This window comes from Ruegeria sp. N11 (assembly GCF_056531525.1).
Genome location: NZ_JBQFLX010000018.1, coordinates 56,530 through 72,758, shown reverse-complemented (window position 1 = coordinate 72,758; position 16,229 = coordinate 56,530). Strand labels below are relative to the sequence as shown.

Here is a 16,229-nt window from a genome sequence, read left to right as displayed (position 1 = left end):
AAGGACTTGAAAAAGTGTACCGATCTGTACATCTTATCATCAAGATTTACCGATCTGTACACTAAAGGAATTTACCGATGCGACGTCGTGCCAGTCTATTTTCACCGCAATACGTTCCGTTTCTTCTGACTCTGGCGCTGATCACTGCCGCCTTAACCTGAAAGCCTGAAATATGAACCGCCCCCCTTCGCCGCCCTTCACGCATGAAACGGCCACCCGGAAAGTGCGCATGGCGGAAAACGCCTGGAACAGCCGCGACCCGGACGTCGTAACGCCCGCCTACACGGAAGACAGCCGCTGGAGAAACCGCGCCGAGTTCCTGAGCGGGCACGCCGAGATTCACGCGTTTCTGACACGAAAATGGGCCAAGGAGCTTGATTACCGCTTGATCAAGGAATTATGGGCCTATCGCGACAATCGCATCGCCGTACGGTATGCTTATGAATGGCAAAACGACAGCGGTCAGTGGTTCCGGTCATATGGCAACGAAAACTGGGAATTTGCTGAAGACGGCCGAATGGCTTCGCGCCACACGTCGCTGAATGATCTGCCGATCACCGCAGAACAACGCATGTTCCACTGGCCCGCAGGACAGCGCCCCGACGACCATCCCGGCCTGTCTGATCTGGGTCTTTGAAAGGACAGCCCATGCCACGCGCGTTTTCCGAACTGACCTTCACCCCCGCCGTTCGCGCCCATCAGGAGAGGATGGGTTCGGCGCGAAGCTATGCCAAGTTCCTGGACGGCGGTCCGCAAAAAGGACACCTGATCGGAGAGGCTGAAAAGGCATTCATTCAGGCCCGCGACAGCTTTTATCAGTCCACTGTATCCGAGACCGGTTGGCCCTATGTTCAATTCCGCGGCGGTCCGGTCGGGTTCCTGAAAGTGCTTGGGCCGCAAACCCTTGGATACGCTGATTTTTCAGGCAACAAACAGTACATTTCACGCGGGAATTTGGACGGCAACGACCGGATTGCCCTGATCCTGATGGATTATGCCAATCAGCGCCGTCTGAAGATTCTGGGACGGGTCGAATTCACCGAAGGCGAAGCCGCAGCCGCCAGGCTTTACCCTGACAACGCCGAAGCCCCCGCCGAGCGCGCAGTGATCATCAAGGTCGAGGCCTTGGACTGGAACTGCCCCCGCCACATCACCCCTCGTTTCACCGAGGCCGAGCTTCGGCCTCACCTGAATTCGCTTGGCCAGCAACTGGCGCAGCTTCAGGCCGAAAACGAAAAGCTCAGGCAGCAATTGGCAGGGCGATCCTGAACACGGCGTCAACAACGCTCCTTACCCTTGAATTAGAACAAGGAATTACCCGAATGATGCGATCAACAATGAATTTAGCCAGCGCGCTGTTAGCTGGCATCGTTTTTTCACTGGCAGTGATTTCGTTTGGGTTCTTTGCCTCGCCCGAAGCGGTTCGAACGTCTCCGCCCGCGGCGTATAATTCGCTTCTGCTGATACAGTTTGAAACCAGGTAATGCCAAACCGTCTAGGGGTTTGCGGATCGAACAAGCGCTTCGATCCCTGCCGCGCAAAAATCGATCAGTTCGTCGGTCCCGGCAAGTTGTCCGCCTTCTGACAAGGCATCCACCCGCCATGCACTGTTGAGATGCGCCAGAACTGCGGACACCGAATACACCTGCCCGCTGGCCAGCAAAGCGGCATCGACCTTCGGGTACAGCGCCGCGATTTCCGCAATGAAACGCCGCGCCGTTGGGTCGAAGCATTCCGCCGCGATGGCGCGCCAGCGCGGGTCCACAGACACATGTGCCACCAGACGCCCATAGGCCATCCATCCCGCTCCGCCCGTTTCGGCTAACGTAATGTAAGGGCGAATGAAGCAGTCCAGAACACCGCGCAGTGTTGGCTGACCAGCTTCTTTCAACGCGTTCAGGGCGTCCAGCCGGATCTGGGCCAGTTCATCCGCGCGACGCGCAACGGTCTTGTGAAACAACTCTTCCTTGCCGCCCCCGTGGTGATGCACCAACCCGACTTGCACACCGGCTTTGGCCGCGATGTCCCTGATCGACGCCCCTTCGAATCCGCGATCGGCAAACAGCGCCTCGGCCGCGTCCAGAATGCGCGCCCGGGTCTGCAGCGATCGTTTCGATGGTGCTCTTTGTCGTTTTATTTCAGTCACTTTGGCGGTCATGAAAATCATCTTGCCTTATTTTGTACGATCGTTCAACTTAAGCCGTGCGAACAGGGGAGAGTTCATGTCAGAAAAGCGCGAGGCATTCGCCCTCATCGGGGCGGGCCCGATGGGGCTGGCTGCGGCCAAGGTGCTAAAGGAGCAAGGTATTCCATTTCAGGGGTTCGAGCTGCATTCGGATGTCGGTGGTCTGTGGGACATTGATGCCCCCAGATCAACCATGTATGAGACTGCCCACCTGATCTCGTCAAAACGGATGACGGAATTCACCGACTTCCCAATGGAGGATGGGGTCGCCGAATATCCGTCGCATCGGGCAATGCGGGATTATTTTCGCGCCTTTGCTGATCACTTCGATCTGCGCAAGTTCTTCACATTCAATGCCGAGGTAACGAAAGCCAGGCCGTTGGGCGCACCCGGCGATGGCTGGCGCGTTTGCTGGCGGGATCAGGACGGGGAACATGAGGCCGAGTTTGCCGGTGTTCTGATCGCCAACGGCACCCTGTCCGAACCTAACATGCCGCAGTTCGCAGGCACTTTTGAAGGTGAACTGATCCACGCCTCGCAATACCGGTATCCCAAACAGTTCGATGGCAAACGCGTGCTGATCGTGGGCGCAGGAAACTCGGGTTGCGACATTGCGGTGGACGCCATTCACCATGCCGTGCGCTGCGATCTGTCGATGCGGCGCGGGTACTATTTCGTTCCAAAATACGTGTTTGGGAAGCCAGCTGATACGATGGGCGGAATGATCCGCCTGCCCATGTGGCTGAAGCGCAATATCGACAGCCTGATCCTTGGGTGGTTCATCGGGGATCCGCAGAAATACGGCTTTCCCAAACCGGACTACAGACTGTACGAGAGCCATCCTATCGTGAACTCACTGGTGCTGTACCACGCGGGTCACGGAGATCTGCGCGTTCGGCCCGACATTCAGCAGGTCGACGGTAAAACGGTGCATTTCACAGATGGCGGCAGCGAAGACTATGATATGATCCTCGCCGCGACCGGGTACAAACTGCATTACCCGTTCATCGACCCAGATCTGCTGAACTGGCAGGGCGATGCGCCGCATCTTTTCCTCAACTCCATGCACCCGGACCGCGACGACCTGTTTGTTCTGGGGATGATCGAAGCGACCGGTCTGGGCTGGCAGGGACGCCACGAGCAAGCCGAGATGGTGGCGCGCTATATAAAAGGTATTCAGAGCGGCTGCACCGCGGCGGCCGAACTGAAGGCCACAAAACAAAAATCCTATGAGCGCGCCACCGGGGGCATGAACTACCTCAACCTCGCCCGCATGGCGTATTACGTGGACAAGGCGACCTACCGCAAAGCGGTCACCGGCTGGATTGACAAGTTTAGGAAAGCCGCCCCATGACCGGCATCGATGAGATCACCCTGAACTTCACCCCGGCCTCACTGACATTGCTGAACGGCATTCTTGCGATCGTGATGTTTTCGATTGCCATCGACCTGACCCCGCAGGATTTCAACCGCCTGCGCCGGGCGCCCAAGCCCGTGATCGTGGGGCTGACCTCTCAATTCGTAGTGCTGCCTGCGCTGACGTTTGTACTGGTCTGGCTGGCGGCCCCGCGTCCTTCGATTGCTCTGGGGTTGATCCTTGTCGCAGCCTGCCCCGGCGGCAATATTTCTAACTTCATAACGCATCGTGCTGGCGGCAATGCCGCCCTGTCCGTATCGATGACTGCATTCGCCACGATCGGGGCAATCGCAATGACCCCGTTCAACATTGCGTTTTGGGGCGGGCTTTATCCACCGACCCGGGAAATCCTTCAAAGAACGGCAATCGACCCCTGGCAGATTGCGATCATCGTGGGGCTGATGCTGATCCTGCCTCTGGTGCTTGGCATGGTGCTGAACCAGCGCCGGCCGGATCTGACCGCGCGGTTGCGGACACCGCTGCAGTACCTGTCCATGGGCATCTTCGTTGCGTTCATCATTCTTGCTCTGGCGGCCAACTGGGACTTTTTCCTGGGCTTTGCCGGAGCCGTCGCCGGGCTTGTGATCATTCACAACGCGCTGGCTTTGGGGGGCGGTTGGGTTGTGGCCACTCTGACCCGGCTGTCCCCCTATGACCGCCGTGCCATAACGATCGAAACCGGTATTCAGAATTCCGGCCTCGGGCTGGTCCTGATATTCGCGTTCTTCAACGGATTGGGCGGCATGGCCGTTGTGGCAGCCTTCTGGGGCATCTGGCACGCGATCTCGGGGATTGCGCTGGCAACGGCAATGGCTCGGACCGAGGCAGCGCGATGACCCGCATCCTAATTACCGGCGCTGCCGGAACAGTCGGGCGCGCCCTTCTGGCCGAAGTCAAAGACTTTGCTGTATTTGCCACAGACCTGAACCGACCGTCCGACCTGCCCGAAGACATCGCGTTTCTGCATCTGGACGTGACCACTGACGAAGCGGCCCGTGTGATCGCGAAGGTGAAGCCGGAAGTCATCGTTCACCTGGCCTCGATTGTGACACCACCGCCCGGACTGGGCCGCCAGAAAGCGTTTGAGGTGGATGTCACCGGCACAAGAAACGTGTTGAACGCTGCAATTTCCAATGGCGTTCGGCGGCTGGTCGTCACGTCGTCGGGCGCTGCCTACGGCTATCACCCGGACAACCGCGTCCCGCTACGCGAAAAGGATCCGCTGCGTGGCAATGCCGAATTTCCCTATGCCGACCACAAACGGCAGGTCGAGGAGATGCTGGCCGAGGCCCGTCAACGTGCGCCGCAGCTTGAGCAGGTGGTCCTGCGCGTGGGCACTGTACTGGGGGAAGGCACGGACAATCAGATTACGGCGCTGTTTCACAAACCACGACTGCTGGCGGTTTCCGGCAGCGACAGTCCCTTTGTCTTCATCTGGACCCGCGATCTGGCGCGTATACTGAAACGTGCGGCGACAGATGGACCGGCCGGTATCTTCAACGTGGCCGGCGACGGAGCGCTGGGAATAACGGAACTGGCGCACCTCATGAACAAACCTGTTTTGCGCCTGCCTGCGTGGGTGATCCGATCAGCCCTGAGCCTTGCCCGCCCCCTTGGCCTGTCGCGATACGGACCGGAACAGGTGCGATTTCTGCAATACCGGCCGGTGCTGGACAACACTGCGCTGAAAACCAATTTCGGATACACCCCGGAAAAGTCCAGCGCCGAGGTATTCGCGCTGTGGAAAGGATGGGCGGGGCTATGAAAACGGCGGTGATATCCGGCGGCGCAGGTGGGCTGGGCCGGGCCTTGTCGGCGGGGCTTCAGCGGCGGGGCTGGCGTGTTGTCCTGTTGGATCTGAATGTGTCAGATCTTACGGCGACCCCAACACAGCTTCCGATCGGGTGCGACCTGACGAAACCCGAGCAGTTGCAGGAAGCGGTCCTCGAGACCATCACATCCAGCGATGGCATCGATCTGGTCATCTACAATGCTGGTGTCACCCAGATTCGCGGGTTTGACGTTTCCGACGACACCAGCCATCGCAAACTGTTCGAGATCAACTATTTCGCCGCCGTCGCAATGGCGCGCGCGTTTCTTCCGGAGCTTCGCAGAACGCAGGGCACGCATCTGGCGATCTCGTCGGTCGCAGGCTTCGCGCCGCTTTATCACCGGACGGCCTATGCTGCCTCGAAACATGCGCTTGAAGGGTTTTTCAAATCGCTTCGATCCGAAGAGGGGCCGCACCGCGTCAGAGTGCATATTGCCGCGCCGTCCTTTGTTTCCACCAATCCCGGCAATGCCGAAACGCAGGCAGATGGAATGGCACGTCCCGGCTCGGCATCCGATGAAATGGACGCCATGAGCCCCGAAAAAGCCGCCGAGGTCATCCTGCGGGGGTTGGACAGGTCCAAGCCCATGATCCCGGTCGGGCGTGTTGCGCGCATTGCGTGGTGGCTCAACAGTTTGTCGCCGCGCCTGTATCAGCGACTGATGGAACGGAACATACGCGGATCCTGAATTCGGACAAAAAACCAGTCGAACCCCTTGACCTTCCCGTGACTGGAACCCCCATGTGCAGGGAAGAACTTATGTCGGGACGAGTCTGATGGCTGAACTGAAAACACTGCAACTCAGGATCACGGGCATGGGATGCGCTTCCTGTGTCGGACGTGTGGAAGCGGCGCTGCGGGGTGTTTCCGGCGTCACTGACGCTTCTGTCAATTTCGCAACGGAAACGGCACAGGTTTCAATCGAAGGCCCCTTGGCACCGCTGGTTCAGGCGTTGGTTAGCGTTGGATACCCTGCGGCAACCCAGCAAGCGACGCTGAGAATCGAGGGGATGAGTTGCGCTTCATGCGTGTCCCGGATTGAACGGGCCTTACTGGCCAGCCCCGGTGTCATTGATGCGCAGGTCAACCTGGCGACCCAGACAGCACTGGTCTCGTACCTCGAAGGGACGACGACCCCCGAGGCACTGGCGCAGGTGTCGGACGGAATCGGGTATACCGCGCATGTCGACCAGGGGAATGCGCCTGATCCCAAGCCCGCCGATAAATCGGACGAGTTGAACGTCCTCCTTCGCTCGACCCTGCTGGCGGCGGTTCTGGCATTACCGGTTTTTGTGCTTGAGATGGGCGGGCACATGGTCCCTGCCTTCCATCATTGGGTGCAGGCAAATATCGGCGCGCAAACCAGCCACATGATCCAGTTTCTTCTGACCGCGGTTCTGCTGGTTGGCCCCGGTCGTGTCTTTTATGCAAAAGGCGTCCCATCCCTGCTACGTGGCGCGCCCGATATGAATGCGCTGGTCGCTCTCGGCACAGGCGCGGCTTTTCTTTATTCAGTCATCGCCACCTTTGCGCCCGGAATACTGCCGCAAGGAACGGCGAATGTTTATTTCGAAGCGGCCGCCGTCATCATCGTGCTGATCCTTTTGGGACGCCTGCTGGAAGCGCGCGCCAAGGGTCGAACAGGTGCCGCGATCCGCAGGCTGATTGGATTGCAGCCCAAAACGGCGCGGGTTGAAAGGGACGGCATGGTCGCAGACCTGCCCGTCGCAGACATTGTGGTGGACGACATCCTGCAAATCCGCCCGGGCGAGCGCGTTCCGGTGGACGCCGAAGTGCTGGACGGCACGTCGTATCTGGACGAAAGCATGATCACCGGCGAACCGGTGCCGGTCGGGAAATCCGCCGGAGACACCGTGGTGGGCGGCACGGTCAACGGCACCGGTGCGCTGCGCGTCCGCGCCATACGCGTGGGGGCGGACACCGTGCTGGCCCAGGTCATACAGATGGTTGAAAAGGCGCAGGGCGCGAAACTGCCGATTCAGGGTCTTGTCGACCGCATAACCTATTATTTCGTTCCTGTGGTCATTGCGGTGGCAGTTCTGACAATCATGCTATGGCTTGTTTTCGGCCCCGAACCCGCACTGCCCCTGGCGCTGGTTGCGGGCGTTTCGGTGCTGATCATAGCCTGCCCCTGCGCGATGGGGCTGGCAACGCCGACCTCAATCAAGGTCGGCACCGGGCGCGCGGCCGAATTGGGTGTTCTGTTCCGCAAAGGTGATGCTCTGCAGCAATTGCAGCAGGCGCAGGTCATCGCTTTTGACAAAACCGGAACCTTGACGTTGGGCCGGCCCGAGCTTGACGGCATTATCCCGGCCAACGGATTTGACCCGAAAAAAATGCTGCGCCTTGCCGCCGCGCTTGAGGCACGGTCCGAACATCCAATTGCCACCGCGATCACAAGGGCCGGTCCATCGGATTTGCCTGAGCTGTCCGGGTTTGAATCGATGACCGGGCTTGGCGTACGCGCCGAGGTCGAAGGACAGGACGTCATGATCGGCTCAGCGAAGCTGATGATGCAAAACGGAATAGACATTGACGATCTGAGGGCCGAGGCGGACAGGCGCGCGGCATCGGGGGCCACGCCCTTGTATGTTGCCATTGACGGCGCGGCAGCGGCCATGCTTGCCGTATCCGATCCGGTCAAGCCGGGAACAAAAGAAGCGTTGGCGCAGCTTCGCGATATGGGGCTGAACCTTGCAATGATCACAGGCGACAACGCCCGCACCGCGCAGGCGCTGGCCGATGAGTTGGGCATTGACCATGTCGTGGCCGATGTTCTGCCCGATGGTAAACTTTCCGCGATCACCGAACTGCAGGACAGTCTTGGCGTGGTGGCCTTTGTTGGCGACGGGATCAACGATGCGCCGGCGCTGGCTGCTGCAGATATCGGCCTTGCCATTGGTACGGGAACGGATGTGGCAATCGAGACGGCAGACGTCGTTTTGATTTCCGGCGATCTGCGGGGCGTCGTGAACGCCTTGGAAATCAGCCGCCGGACTATGCGCAACATCCGCCAGAACCTCGGCTGGGCCTTTGGCTACAACACGCTGCTGATCCCCGTCGCCGCGGGTGTTTTGTTTCCGTTTGGCGGGCCGCTGCTGTCCCCTGCGCTCGCGGCGGGGGCGATGGCCTTGTCCAGCGTCTTTGTTGTGACCAACGCACTGCGTTTGCGGCGGGTGAGCGTCAGCGCGCCCGTACCCTCTGCAATCCCAACAGCCCAATCGGTGACACCATGAATATCGGAGACATTGCCAGCCAGACCGGTCTGCCCGCCAAAACCATCCGGTACTACGAGGATATCGGACTGATCAGGCCCATGCGTGATGACAACGGCTATCGCAGGTTTCGCGAACAGGACGTGCACAAGCTGATCTTTCTTGGTCGCGCCCGTGCATTGGGCTTTACGATCGGCGATTGCAGGACGCTGCTGGCCCTTTACGAAGATGAGACCCGCGCCAGTGCTGATGTCAAAAAGGTCGCGCGCGATCACCTGGCGCAGATCGAAATCAAGATTGCGGATCTCAACGCCATGCGTGACACGCTAAGCCACCTGATTGATGCCTGCGCCGGAGACAATCGGCCCGACTGTCCAATCCTCAGCGATCTGAGCCGCAAAAGCTGACACGGGGTTGCCCTTTGCCCGCAGCTTTGCTTTGTCTCTGCTGAACATTCCGGCCCGCCACCAGACGGATGCAGGGCCGGACAGCTGGGAGGATCACCTGATGGCAAAACTCGCGTTCCTAGGTCTTGGAGTCATGGGTTATCCCATGGCTGGCCACCTGCAGGCAGCAGGGCATGACGTCACCGTTTACAACCGCACCGCAAAACGGGCCGAGGCCTGGGTTGATCAGCACGGCGGCGCAATGGCGGAAACCCCGGCGGAGGCTGCGCAAGGCGCGGAACTGGTCTTTGCCTGTGTGGGCAATGATGACGACCTGCGCGCGATCTGCACCGGCGAGAACGGCGCTTTTGATGGCATGTCGCAAGGTGCCGTCTTTGTCGATCACACCACGGTATCCGCCAAAGTGACGCAAGAGCTTGCCTCGGTTGCGGATGATAGGGGATTTGCCTTTGTGGACGCGCCCATTTCGGGTGGCCAGTCGGGCGCAGAGAACGGCGTTCTGTCCATCATGTGCGGCGGTGCGCAAAACGCCTATGACAAGGCCGAGCCGGTCATGCAGGTCTATTCGAAGATATGCCGCCGCATCGGCGACAGCGGCGCGGGCCAGTTGACGAAGATGAGCAACCAGATCGCCATCGCCGGTGTTGTGCAGGGGCTGAGCGAAGCCCTGCACTTTGCCGAGAAAGCCGGGTTGGATGGCCGTGCCGTGATCGAAGTGATCAGTCAGGGTGCTGCCGGAAGCTGGCAGATGGAAAACCGGCACGAAACGATGCTGGACGATCATTTCGACTACGGGTTCGCGGTGGACTGGATGCGGAAAGATCTGGGTATTTGTCTGGACGAGGCAAACAGGAACGGCGCGTCGCTGCCGCTGACGGCATTGGTTGATCAGTTCTACAAGGACGTTCAGAAACTGGGCGGCGGGCGCTGGGACACCTCTTCCTTGATCAAACGCTTGCGCGCGCTGGACTGAAGGCAAGGCGGCTGCCCCGTTTTGCCGTAAGCGGCAGTTCACCCCCGAGATATTTGGGCACAAAAGAAGAGATCGGCTTTGGGAAAGGACACAAAGCGCATGAATGATCTGACGCAATTCTGGGCGGACGCGCTGCGAGCGACCTGGGGGATCGAAGCGAGGCTGACCCGGCTGGACGGCGAATACGATCTGAACTTCCTGGCCGAAGCCACCAACGGACGGGACTACGTTCTCAAGGTGATGCGGGCCGGGTGTGAGGCCGAGTTTGTGGACCTGCAGGTTCAGGCATTGCGCCATATCTCATCCGAGGCCCCCGGCCTGCCGATGCCGGCGGTCATCCCGGACCTGACCGGTGGATTGCTGCCCGAAATCCCTGACGATCAGGGGCAGCCGAGACTTGCTTGGTTGTTGGAGCGTCTGCCGGGCCAGTGCTACGCCAAGGCCGCGCCCAAAACCGACGAGCTGATCATGAAGTTGGGCCGTGTTCTTGGAGCGACGGATCGAGCTCTGGAAAAGTTCGATCATTCAGGGCTGAGCAGGGACAATTTCAAATGGGATCTGACACAGGCCGGGTGGATTTCCGGCAGGCTTGAGGTTGTTTCGGATCCCAACCGACGCGCGTTGCTGACCGAAATCTGTGATGGGTTCCATGAGGTATCCGGCAGGTTGGCTGCGATGCCCAGGCAGGCCATCCACAATGACGCAAACGATTACAACATTCTTGTTGAGGGTGAGCTTGGACAACGCCAGAAGATCTCGGGCCTGATTGATCTGGGCGACATGTGTGCAGCGCCGCGTATCTGTGACCTCGCAATTGCCGGGGCCTATATTGTTCTGGATCATCCCAGGCCTGAACGCGCCCTGACGGCGCTGGTGCGTGGCTATCACGCCGCCAACCCGCTGCGCACCGACGAAGTCGACCTGATCTGGCCGTTGCTGCGGATGCGTCTGGCGGTGTCCGTCGTGAATTCGACTCTGATGGCGGCTGAAAACCCGGATGATCCCTATGTCACCATCTCGCAGGCTCCGGCCTGGCGGTTCCTAGAGAACACATCCGTCAATGGCGGTCTGATGCCCGCCCGCCTGCGCGCGGCCTGCGGGCTGCCGGTCACGGACGGGGCCGAGCGTATCCACGCCTATCTGTCCGACCACCGCGGCCAGTTTGCGCAGATGTTCGGGCAGAATCTGGCGGATGTGCCGATGGGATCGCTTTCGGTTGAAAATTCGACATGGCCGCAGAACCCGTTCCACATGCCTCTGGAAGAGGCCGCCCGCGTGGGCGCCGAGTTCGGCGATGGCCTGTGGCTGGGGTATTACAACGAGCCGCGCCTGATTTATGCCGAGCCCGGTTTCCGTAAGGGGTCTTGGAAGGCCTCGGACCGGCGGACTGTTCATCTGGCCGTTGATGTCTTCGCGCCCGCCGGAGCCGTGCTGTATGCTCCGATGAGCGGACGTGTTGAAGTGGTCGAGAACCGCGATGCCCATCTGGATTACGGCGGCGTTGTGATCCTGCATCATGAAACCCCTGAAGGCGATCCGTTCTATACCTTATATGGTCACCTGGACCCCGAGGTCTGCGCGCGGCTCAAGCCGGGCGATCCCGTCGCACAGGGCGCGGCCTTTGCCCGCCTAGGGGATGCCAGTCAGAATGGAGGCTGGGCCCCTCATGTGCATTTCCAGTTGGCCCTGACCACCGCCGGGATGCAGGCGGACTGGCCCGGTGTCGGCGACCCGGACGAGATGTATCTGTGGCACGCAGTATGCCCGAACCCTGCGGCAATACTGAACCTGCCGGACGACAAGGTGTTTTATCGCCCGACCGACAAACAGGCGATCCTGCGCGGGCGCCAGGACCATTTTGGTGGCAACCTGTCGCTGACCTATGACGATCCGGTCATGCTGGTTCGCGGCTGGAAGCATCATCTGTTCGACGAGTGGGGCCGCCCCTATCTGGACGCCTATAACAACGTCCCCCACGTGGGCCATGCACATCCCCGCATTCAGGCGGTCGCAGCGGACCAACTGAAGCGGATGAACTCGAACACGCGCTATCTGCACCCGGCCCAAACGGCATTTGCCGACAAGATTCTGTCGAAGTTGCCGGATCACCTCGAGGTCTGCTTCTTCGTGAACTCGGGGACCGAGGCGAACGAACTGGCCCTTCGGCTGGCGCGAGCGCGCACAGGGGCAAAGGGGATCGTAACGCCGGATCACGGCTACCACGGCAACACCAATGCGGCTGTGGCGATCTCGGCCTACAAGTTCAACAAGCCCGGCGGCGTGGGGCAGGCGGATTGGGTCGAACTGGTCGAAGTGGCCGACGACTATCGCGGTTCATTCCGACGTGACGATTCCGACCGTGCCGCGAAGTTCGCAGACTTGGTGGACCCCGCAATTGCCGCATTGCAGGCCAAAGGACATGGGGTTGCTGGCTTCATCGCGGAAACCTTCCCATCGGTCGGCGGCCAGATCATTCCACCCAAGGGCTATCTTCCGGCCGTTTACGAAAAAATTCGGGCCGCAGGTGGCGTTTGCATTGCGGACGAAGTGCAGACCGGCCTTGGCCGGCTGGGCGAGTATTATTTCGGCTTTGAACATCAGGGGGCACTGCCCGACATCGTTGTCATGGGCAAACCCATCGGCAATGGCCATCCGCTGGGCGTTCTGGTCACGACCAAGGAAATCGCGAACAGCTTCGACAATGGCATCGAGTTCTTTTCGACTTTCGGCGGTTCGACCCTGTCCTGCCGGATTGGGAAAGAGGTGCTGGACATCGTCGATGACGAGGGATTGCAGGACAATGCCCGGAATATGGGTGTACGCCTGATGGACGGCCTGCGCGGGATTGAGGCTGATTTTGGCTGCGTCGGAGATGTACGCGGGATGGGTCTGTTTCTGGGCGTCGAACTGATCAACCCTGACGGATCGGAAGGAACCGAGATCTGCAAGTTCGTCAAGAACCGGATGCGGGATCATCGCATTCTGATCGGAAGCGAGGGTCCAAAGGACAATATCCTGAAGATTCGCCCGCCGCTGACGATCAAGGCTGAAGACGTGGACATGATCCTTTGGGCCTTGAGAAGCGTTCTGAGCGAAGTGGGTGATTATGCACCCACCCCAGTCTGCGATCACGACCACCATGTTGGTTGCAGTTGCTGCTGAATTCAGAAGAACCCCACTGCGCAGCGCGGGGTTCTCTCATCATTCGGTCTCTTTCAATGTAAAATAGCTGCCGGGGTATGATGCCCCGTGTTGGGCAACGGAGCCGAGATGGTCATTCGGCGCAGCGCCAGCCCAAATTCTTCGGACAGACAGACAAGCGCCGGTGCAAATCCGGCCTGATGATAAGCGAGGCCATCATCATCGCATCCTCTCGCGCCCCTTCGGATGCGGCAGCAATCATCTGCGCAAAGCAGTTTTCGTCCGCACCCAGGCATGCGCAGTTCAGGCCGTGACGTATCAGAGGTCGGCGCCCATGGTTGGCGCAAAGCGAGCACAACCTGTCCAAGGTCAGCATTGCGGCGCGACCGTGATCATTACCCAAAGCGATTTCAAAATCGCTTGCGGCATCAGCGCGGCCGTTGGCACCGTTTCCCCACAGCCGGAGATACATGACGGCTCCTGCCTCAACCGGGCTCAGATCTGCCAAATGTCCAACCGTTGCCCCGCCGCGCGAGGACTGCGCGCTCATTTCGTGAGGATCAGCTTGCCGGCACGGGTGATGCGCAGCGTGTAAAGCTGGTCCCCCAACTCGATATGAGCCAGATTTCCACCCTTGGTCAGGTCTTCCGCCTTATGAGCAGGCAACATGGAAACGGCATAGGCCTGGCTTGGATTCGGGTTCTGCATGTTCATCGGGCAACTCCGGATAGGTTTTGGCAAATCGCCTTGATCTGATTGCGTTTTTCAACGATCTGGCTGACCCGGAGCCGGGTTGGCTGACTGTCTACGCCTTAATCTGATTATTTTACTCAGGTTTGTCAAGCATGTGCCTTCACATTTCCGAATAACTGTTTGATTGCGTCGGGCCGGGACACCGGGTAGGTCTTGGAACGCATTGATACCGGTGGACATTTCTGTGACTGCAACCCTTGTATTCGATCTGGATGGAACCCTGCTCGACAGCCTCGCCGACATTGCGGCGGCGGCAAACCGAATGCTGGATGATGTCGGTCATCCACCGTTGGAACAGAACACTATCCGGCAATTCGTTGGAAACGGCCTTCCCAAACTGGTCGAGCGGGTCATCCATCATTGCGGCCTTCCCCTTGAACAGCACTCGGACCTGACACAGAGAACTCTGGCCCACTACAACGCCGCCAGCAGCGTCCACACCGTTGCGTATCCCGGCATGATCCAGGCGCTGCATGCGCTCAGCGAAATGGGCTGTGCGATGGGTGTATGCACCAACAAACCCGAACGGCCCGCCCGGCACATCCTGGAAGCGCAGGGAATGTCAGGTTTCTTTGATGCTGTTATCGGCGGCGATACCTTGAACATACGCAAGCCCAATCCGGCCCATCTTAATGCCTGCTTCGAAGCCCTGCCCGACACAGGACCGCGGCTGTTTGTCGGAGACAGCGAAGTTGACGCTGAAACGGCGCGCCGCGCGCAGGTGCCTTTTTTGCTTTTCACCAATGGTTACCGGAAATCGGCCATTTCGGACATTCACCATGATGTGGTGTACAACGATGCATTGGAACTGCCCGCGCTTGTCGCGCGGTTGGCGACTGGTCAGGCCGGAGATCTGTAAACTTTCCTAAAAGGGGTAAGGGGCCGGCCGAGGGGGTAAGTAGCCAGCCCCTTCTTGGGGGAAAAGTGGTTTGGTCTGTTTAGACCCGGTATCTGAAATACATAATTAACGATTCGCGGCTGACAGCGATATTGGGGGATTCCCGTAGGACCCAGTTTTCACGCCCATGAACGCCGATTTTCCTGACAGAATACGGCCCGACAATTGGTAGGCAAAGCCGCACGTACTTGAGTGAATCTGGCCTGGATTACCCCACTGGATTGGCTGGATGCGCCCCGCGGGCAAAGATCGGATTGACACCTCAGCCCAAATCATGAATGTGCGACGGGGTTACAAGACAACCTGAGGGTCATGGCGTCAGCATCACCTGTCACGGCAGGACAAGCGCCGAGTATCGTTGGCAATCAATTGCGGTGCTGTTAGATTGAGAGCAGAAACGAAGAAAATTTCGCTCAACCTGACAGTTTGGCTGAATCGTGTATCGACCCACTAATATTGCAAGATTACAAATAGTTGGCCTATGAAGGGGCGAATTCATGAAAGTGCCGCACAGTTCAGACGCAGGAAACACTTCTGGCTGCTGCAATGTTGTCGTGCCCGTTCACCGGGAACTGACGGACACGGAAATGGCGGCCCTTCTGCACAATGTCAGGATTCTGAAATCGCACGATGTCACCATTCTGGGGCCAGACGCTCTGTGCGATTACCTTGACAACACGGTCACAAAAAACGTCCTGCGGGAAACGGAAGGAACAGCGCGGACTCTTTGCCTGTCCGATTCCCATTTTGTCAGCATCGACTCGTACAACCGACTGATGATCAGTCAGGAGTTTTATGACAAATTTGCTGATTATTCTTACATCCTGATTTGTCAGGTCGATTGTCTGATCATTCAGGATCATCTCGATTCCTGGACCGCGCATGGATATTCCTTTGTCGGAGCGCCGGTTTTTGACGGGTACAGCCAACCAAACCTGCCGTATGACTTCACGGGTGAACTGAACGGTGGATTGTCCCTTCGCAAAATCAGCGATTGCCGTAGGGTGACGCATGAGGCGCTTTTCCTGACTTGCGCAGGTGCCGTCAGAATAGCCAACAAGGTTGGTGCCGTGGCCCTGGCAAACCTAGTGCTTCGTCTGTTCGGAAAAACAATTATTCCCGTAAAACCCAGCGTGAACGAGGATGTGATCTGGACAAACCTGGTGCCGCGCTATTTCAGCGGGTTTACAATTCCCACTCCGATTCAGGCGTCGCGGTTCGCGTTTGAGGCGGCCCCGGAATACCTGCTGGAATGCAACGACGGGAAGCTGCCATTTGGCTGCCACGCCTTCCAAAGATACGGCAGCACGTTCTGGCGCAAATATTTCCCGGACGAGTATTTCAGCGCCGACCGGTAATCCGGCCCGCGCAATATTCACCAGTCTCA

15 protein-coding genes are annotated in these 16,229 nt (G+C 58.9%); 12 read left to right on the top strand and 3 right to left on the bottom strand.

The annotated features are described in order from the left end of the window. Nucleotides 1-172: 172 nt before the first annotated feature. A complete protein-coding gene (locus ACR0J8_RS18240; RefSeq protein WP_480523731.1) occupies nucleotides 173-637 on the top strand; it encodes a nuclear transport factor 2 family protein in 465 nt (154 codons plus the stop codon). 11 nt (nucleotides 638-648) lie between these two features. Continuing rightward, entirely contained in the window at nucleotides 649-1,269 is a 621-nt protein-coding gene (locus ACR0J8_RS18235; RefSeq protein WP_480523732.1) for a pyridoxamine 5'-phosphate oxidase family protein, read from the top strand. A gap of 226 nt (nucleotides 1,270-1,495) precedes the next feature. Here ACR0J8_RS18235 and ACR0J8_RS18230 read toward each other — a convergent pair whose 3' ends face one another. Further along, nucleotides 1,496-2,158 (bottom strand): TetR/AcrR family transcriptional regulator, encoded by a 663-nt coding sequence (locus ACR0J8_RS18230; protein ID WP_480523734.1) that lies wholly within the window; start codon nucleotides 2,156-2,158, stop codon nucleotides 1,496-1,498. Between the two features lie 64 nt (nucleotides 2,159-2,222). Here ACR0J8_RS18230 and ACR0J8_RS18225 point away from each other — a divergent pair, with 64 nt between their 5' ends. The 8 genes from ACR0J8_RS18225 to ACR0J8_RS18190 all read left to right on the top strand — a co-directional run bounded on the left by ACR0J8_RS18225 (nucleotide 2,223) and on the right by ACR0J8_RS18190 (nucleotide 13,212). Next, nucleotides 2,223-3,539 (top strand): flavin-containing monooxygenase, encoded by a 1,317-nt coding sequence (locus ACR0J8_RS18225; RefSeq protein ID WP_480891532.1) that lies wholly within the window; start codon nucleotides 2,223-2,225, stop codon nucleotides 3,537-3,539. Continuing rightward, entirely contained in the window at nucleotides 3,536-4,438 is a 903-nt protein-coding gene (locus tag ACR0J8_RS18220) for a bile acid:sodium symporter family protein (protein WP_480523738.1), read from the top strand. The genes ACR0J8_RS18225 and ACR0J8_RS18220 overlap by 4 nt, the downstream gene beginning before the upstream one ends. Beyond that, nucleotides 4,435-5,367 (top strand): SDR family oxidoreductase, encoded by a 933-nt coding sequence (locus tag ACR0J8_RS18215; RefSeq protein WP_480523740.1) that lies wholly within the window; start codon nucleotides 4,435-4,437, stop codon nucleotides 5,365-5,367. Before ACR0J8_RS18220 ends, ACR0J8_RS18215 begins: the two co-directional genes overlap by 4 nt. Further along, nucleotides 5,364-6,122, top strand: a complete 759-nt coding sequence (locus ACR0J8_RS18210; protein WP_480523742.1) for an SDR family NAD(P)-dependent oxidoreductase — start codon at nucleotides 5,364-5,366, stop codon at nucleotides 6,120-6,122. Before ACR0J8_RS18215 ends, ACR0J8_RS18210 begins: the two co-directional genes overlap by 4 nt. Before the next feature lie 88 nt (nucleotides 6,123-6,210). Next, a complete protein-coding gene (locus ACR0J8_RS18205) occupies nucleotides 6,211-8,691 on the top strand; it encodes a heavy metal translocating P-type ATPase (RefSeq protein WP_480891528.1) in 2,481 nt (826 codons plus the stop codon). Continuing rightward, nucleotides 8,688-9,077, top strand: coding sequence for a Cu(I)-responsive transcriptional regulator (cueR, locus tag ACR0J8_RS18200; RefSeq protein WP_480523746.1), 390 nt, complete (start codon nucleotides 8,688-8,690; stop codon nucleotides 9,075-9,077). Before ACR0J8_RS18205 ends, cueR begins: the two co-directional genes overlap by 4 nt. 100 nt (nucleotides 9,078-9,177) lie before the next feature. Continuing rightward, nucleotides 9,178-10,050 (top strand): NAD(P)-dependent oxidoreductase, encoded by an 873-nt coding sequence (locus ACR0J8_RS18195; protein WP_480523826.1) that lies wholly within the window; start codon nucleotides 9,178-9,180, stop codon nucleotides 10,048-10,050. 99 nt (nucleotides 10,051-10,149) lie between these two features. Continuing rightward, nucleotides 10,150-13,212, top strand: coding sequence for an aminotransferase class III-fold pyridoxal phosphate-dependent enzyme (locus tag ACR0J8_RS18190; RefSeq protein ID WP_480891524.1), 3,063 nt, complete (start codon nucleotides 10,150-10,152; stop codon nucleotides 13,210-13,212). Between the two features lie 112 nt (nucleotides 13,213-13,324). On the opposite strand, the gene ACR0J8_RS18185 is transcribed toward ACR0J8_RS18190, so the two are convergent. Both ACR0J8_RS18185 and hemP read right to left on the bottom strand, forming a co-directional pair. Continuing rightward, complete coding sequence (locus ACR0J8_RS18185; protein WP_480891521.1) at nucleotides 13,325-13,741, bottom strand: hypothetical protein; 417 nt, start codon at nucleotides 13,739-13,741, stop codon at nucleotides 13,325-13,327. Then, nucleotides 13,738-13,905 carry a hemin uptake protein HemP gene (hemP, locus tag ACR0J8_RS18180; RefSeq protein ID WP_170615874.1) on the bottom strand — a complete coding sequence of 56 codons (168 nt, stop codon included), beginning with the start codon at nucleotides 13,903-13,905 and terminating at the stop codon, nucleotides 13,738-13,740. The genes ACR0J8_RS18185 and hemP overlap by 4 nt, the downstream gene beginning before the upstream one ends. A 223-nt stretch (nucleotides 13,906-14,128) precedes the next feature. On the opposite strand from hemP, the gene gph reads away from it, so the two are divergent. Together gph and ACR0J8_RS18170 are read left to right on the top strand one after the other, a co-directional pair. Next, nucleotides 14,129-14,803, top strand: coding sequence for a phosphoglycolate phosphatase (gph, locus tag ACR0J8_RS18175; RefSeq protein ID WP_480523752.1), 675 nt, complete (start codon nucleotides 14,129-14,131; stop codon nucleotides 14,801-14,803). Nucleotides 14,804-15,339: 536 nt separating this feature from the next. Then, the gene (locus tag ACR0J8_RS18170; RefSeq protein WP_480891519.1) at nucleotides 15,340-16,200 is read left to right on the top strand and encodes a DUF5672 family protein; all 861 of its coding nucleotides are present in this window, start codon (nucleotides 15,340-15,342) and stop codon (nucleotides 16,198-16,200) included. Nucleotides 16,201-16,229: the final 29 nt, after the last annotated feature.

Coding starts and splice junctions, on each gene's coding strand:
- ACR0J8_RS18215 (WP_480523740.1), top strand. CDS start 4,435: ATGACCCGCATCCTAATTACCGGCGCTGCCGGAACAGTCGGGCGCGCC.
- ACR0J8_RS18225 (WP_480891532.1), top strand. CDS start 2,223: ATGTCAGAAAAGCGCGAGGCATTCGCCCTCATCGGGGCGGGCCCGATG.
- ACR0J8_RS18170 (WP_480891519.1), top strand. CDS start 15,340: ATGAAAGTGCCGCACAGTTCAGACGCAGGAAACACTTCTGGCTGCTGC.
- hemP (WP_170615874.1), bottom strand. CDS start 13,905: ATGAACATGCAGAACCCGAATCCAAGCCAGGCCTATGCCGTTTCCATG.
- ACR0J8_RS18195 (WP_480523826.1), top strand. CDS start 9,178: ATGGCAAAACTCGCGTTCCTAGGTCTTGGAGTCATGGGTTATCCCATG.
- cueR (WP_480523746.1), top strand. CDS start 8,688: ATGAATATCGGAGACATTGCCAGCCAGACCGGTCTGCCCGCCAAAACC.
- ACR0J8_RS18190 (WP_480891524.1), top strand. CDS start 10,150: ATGAATGATCTGACGCAATTCTGGGCGGACGCGCTGCGAGCGACCTGG.
- ACR0J8_RS18185 (WP_480891521.1), bottom strand. CDS start 13,741: ATGAGCGCGCAGTCCTCGCGCGGCGGGGCAACGGTTGGACATTTGGCA.
- ACR0J8_RS18210 (WP_480523742.1), top strand. CDS start 5,364: ATGAAAACGGCGGTGATATCCGGCGGCGCAGGTGGGCTGGGCCGGGCC.
- ACR0J8_RS18235 (WP_480523732.1), top strand. CDS start 649: ATGCCACGCGCGTTTTCCGAACTGACCTTCACCCCCGCCGTTCGCGCC.
- ACR0J8_RS18220 (WP_480523738.1), top strand. CDS start 3,536: ATGACCGGCATCGATGAGATCACCCTGAACTTCACCCCGGCCTCACTG.
- ACR0J8_RS18240 (WP_480523731.1), top strand. CDS start 173: ATGAACCGCCCCCCTTCGCCGCCCTTCACGCATGAAACGGCCACCCGG.
- ACR0J8_RS18205 (WP_480891528.1), top strand. CDS start 6,211: ATGGCTGAACTGAAAACACTGCAACTCAGGATCACGGGCATGGGATGC.
- ACR0J8_RS18230 (WP_480523734.1), bottom strand. CDS start 2,158: ATGACCGCCAAAGTGACTGAAATAAAACGACAAAGAGCACCATCGAAA.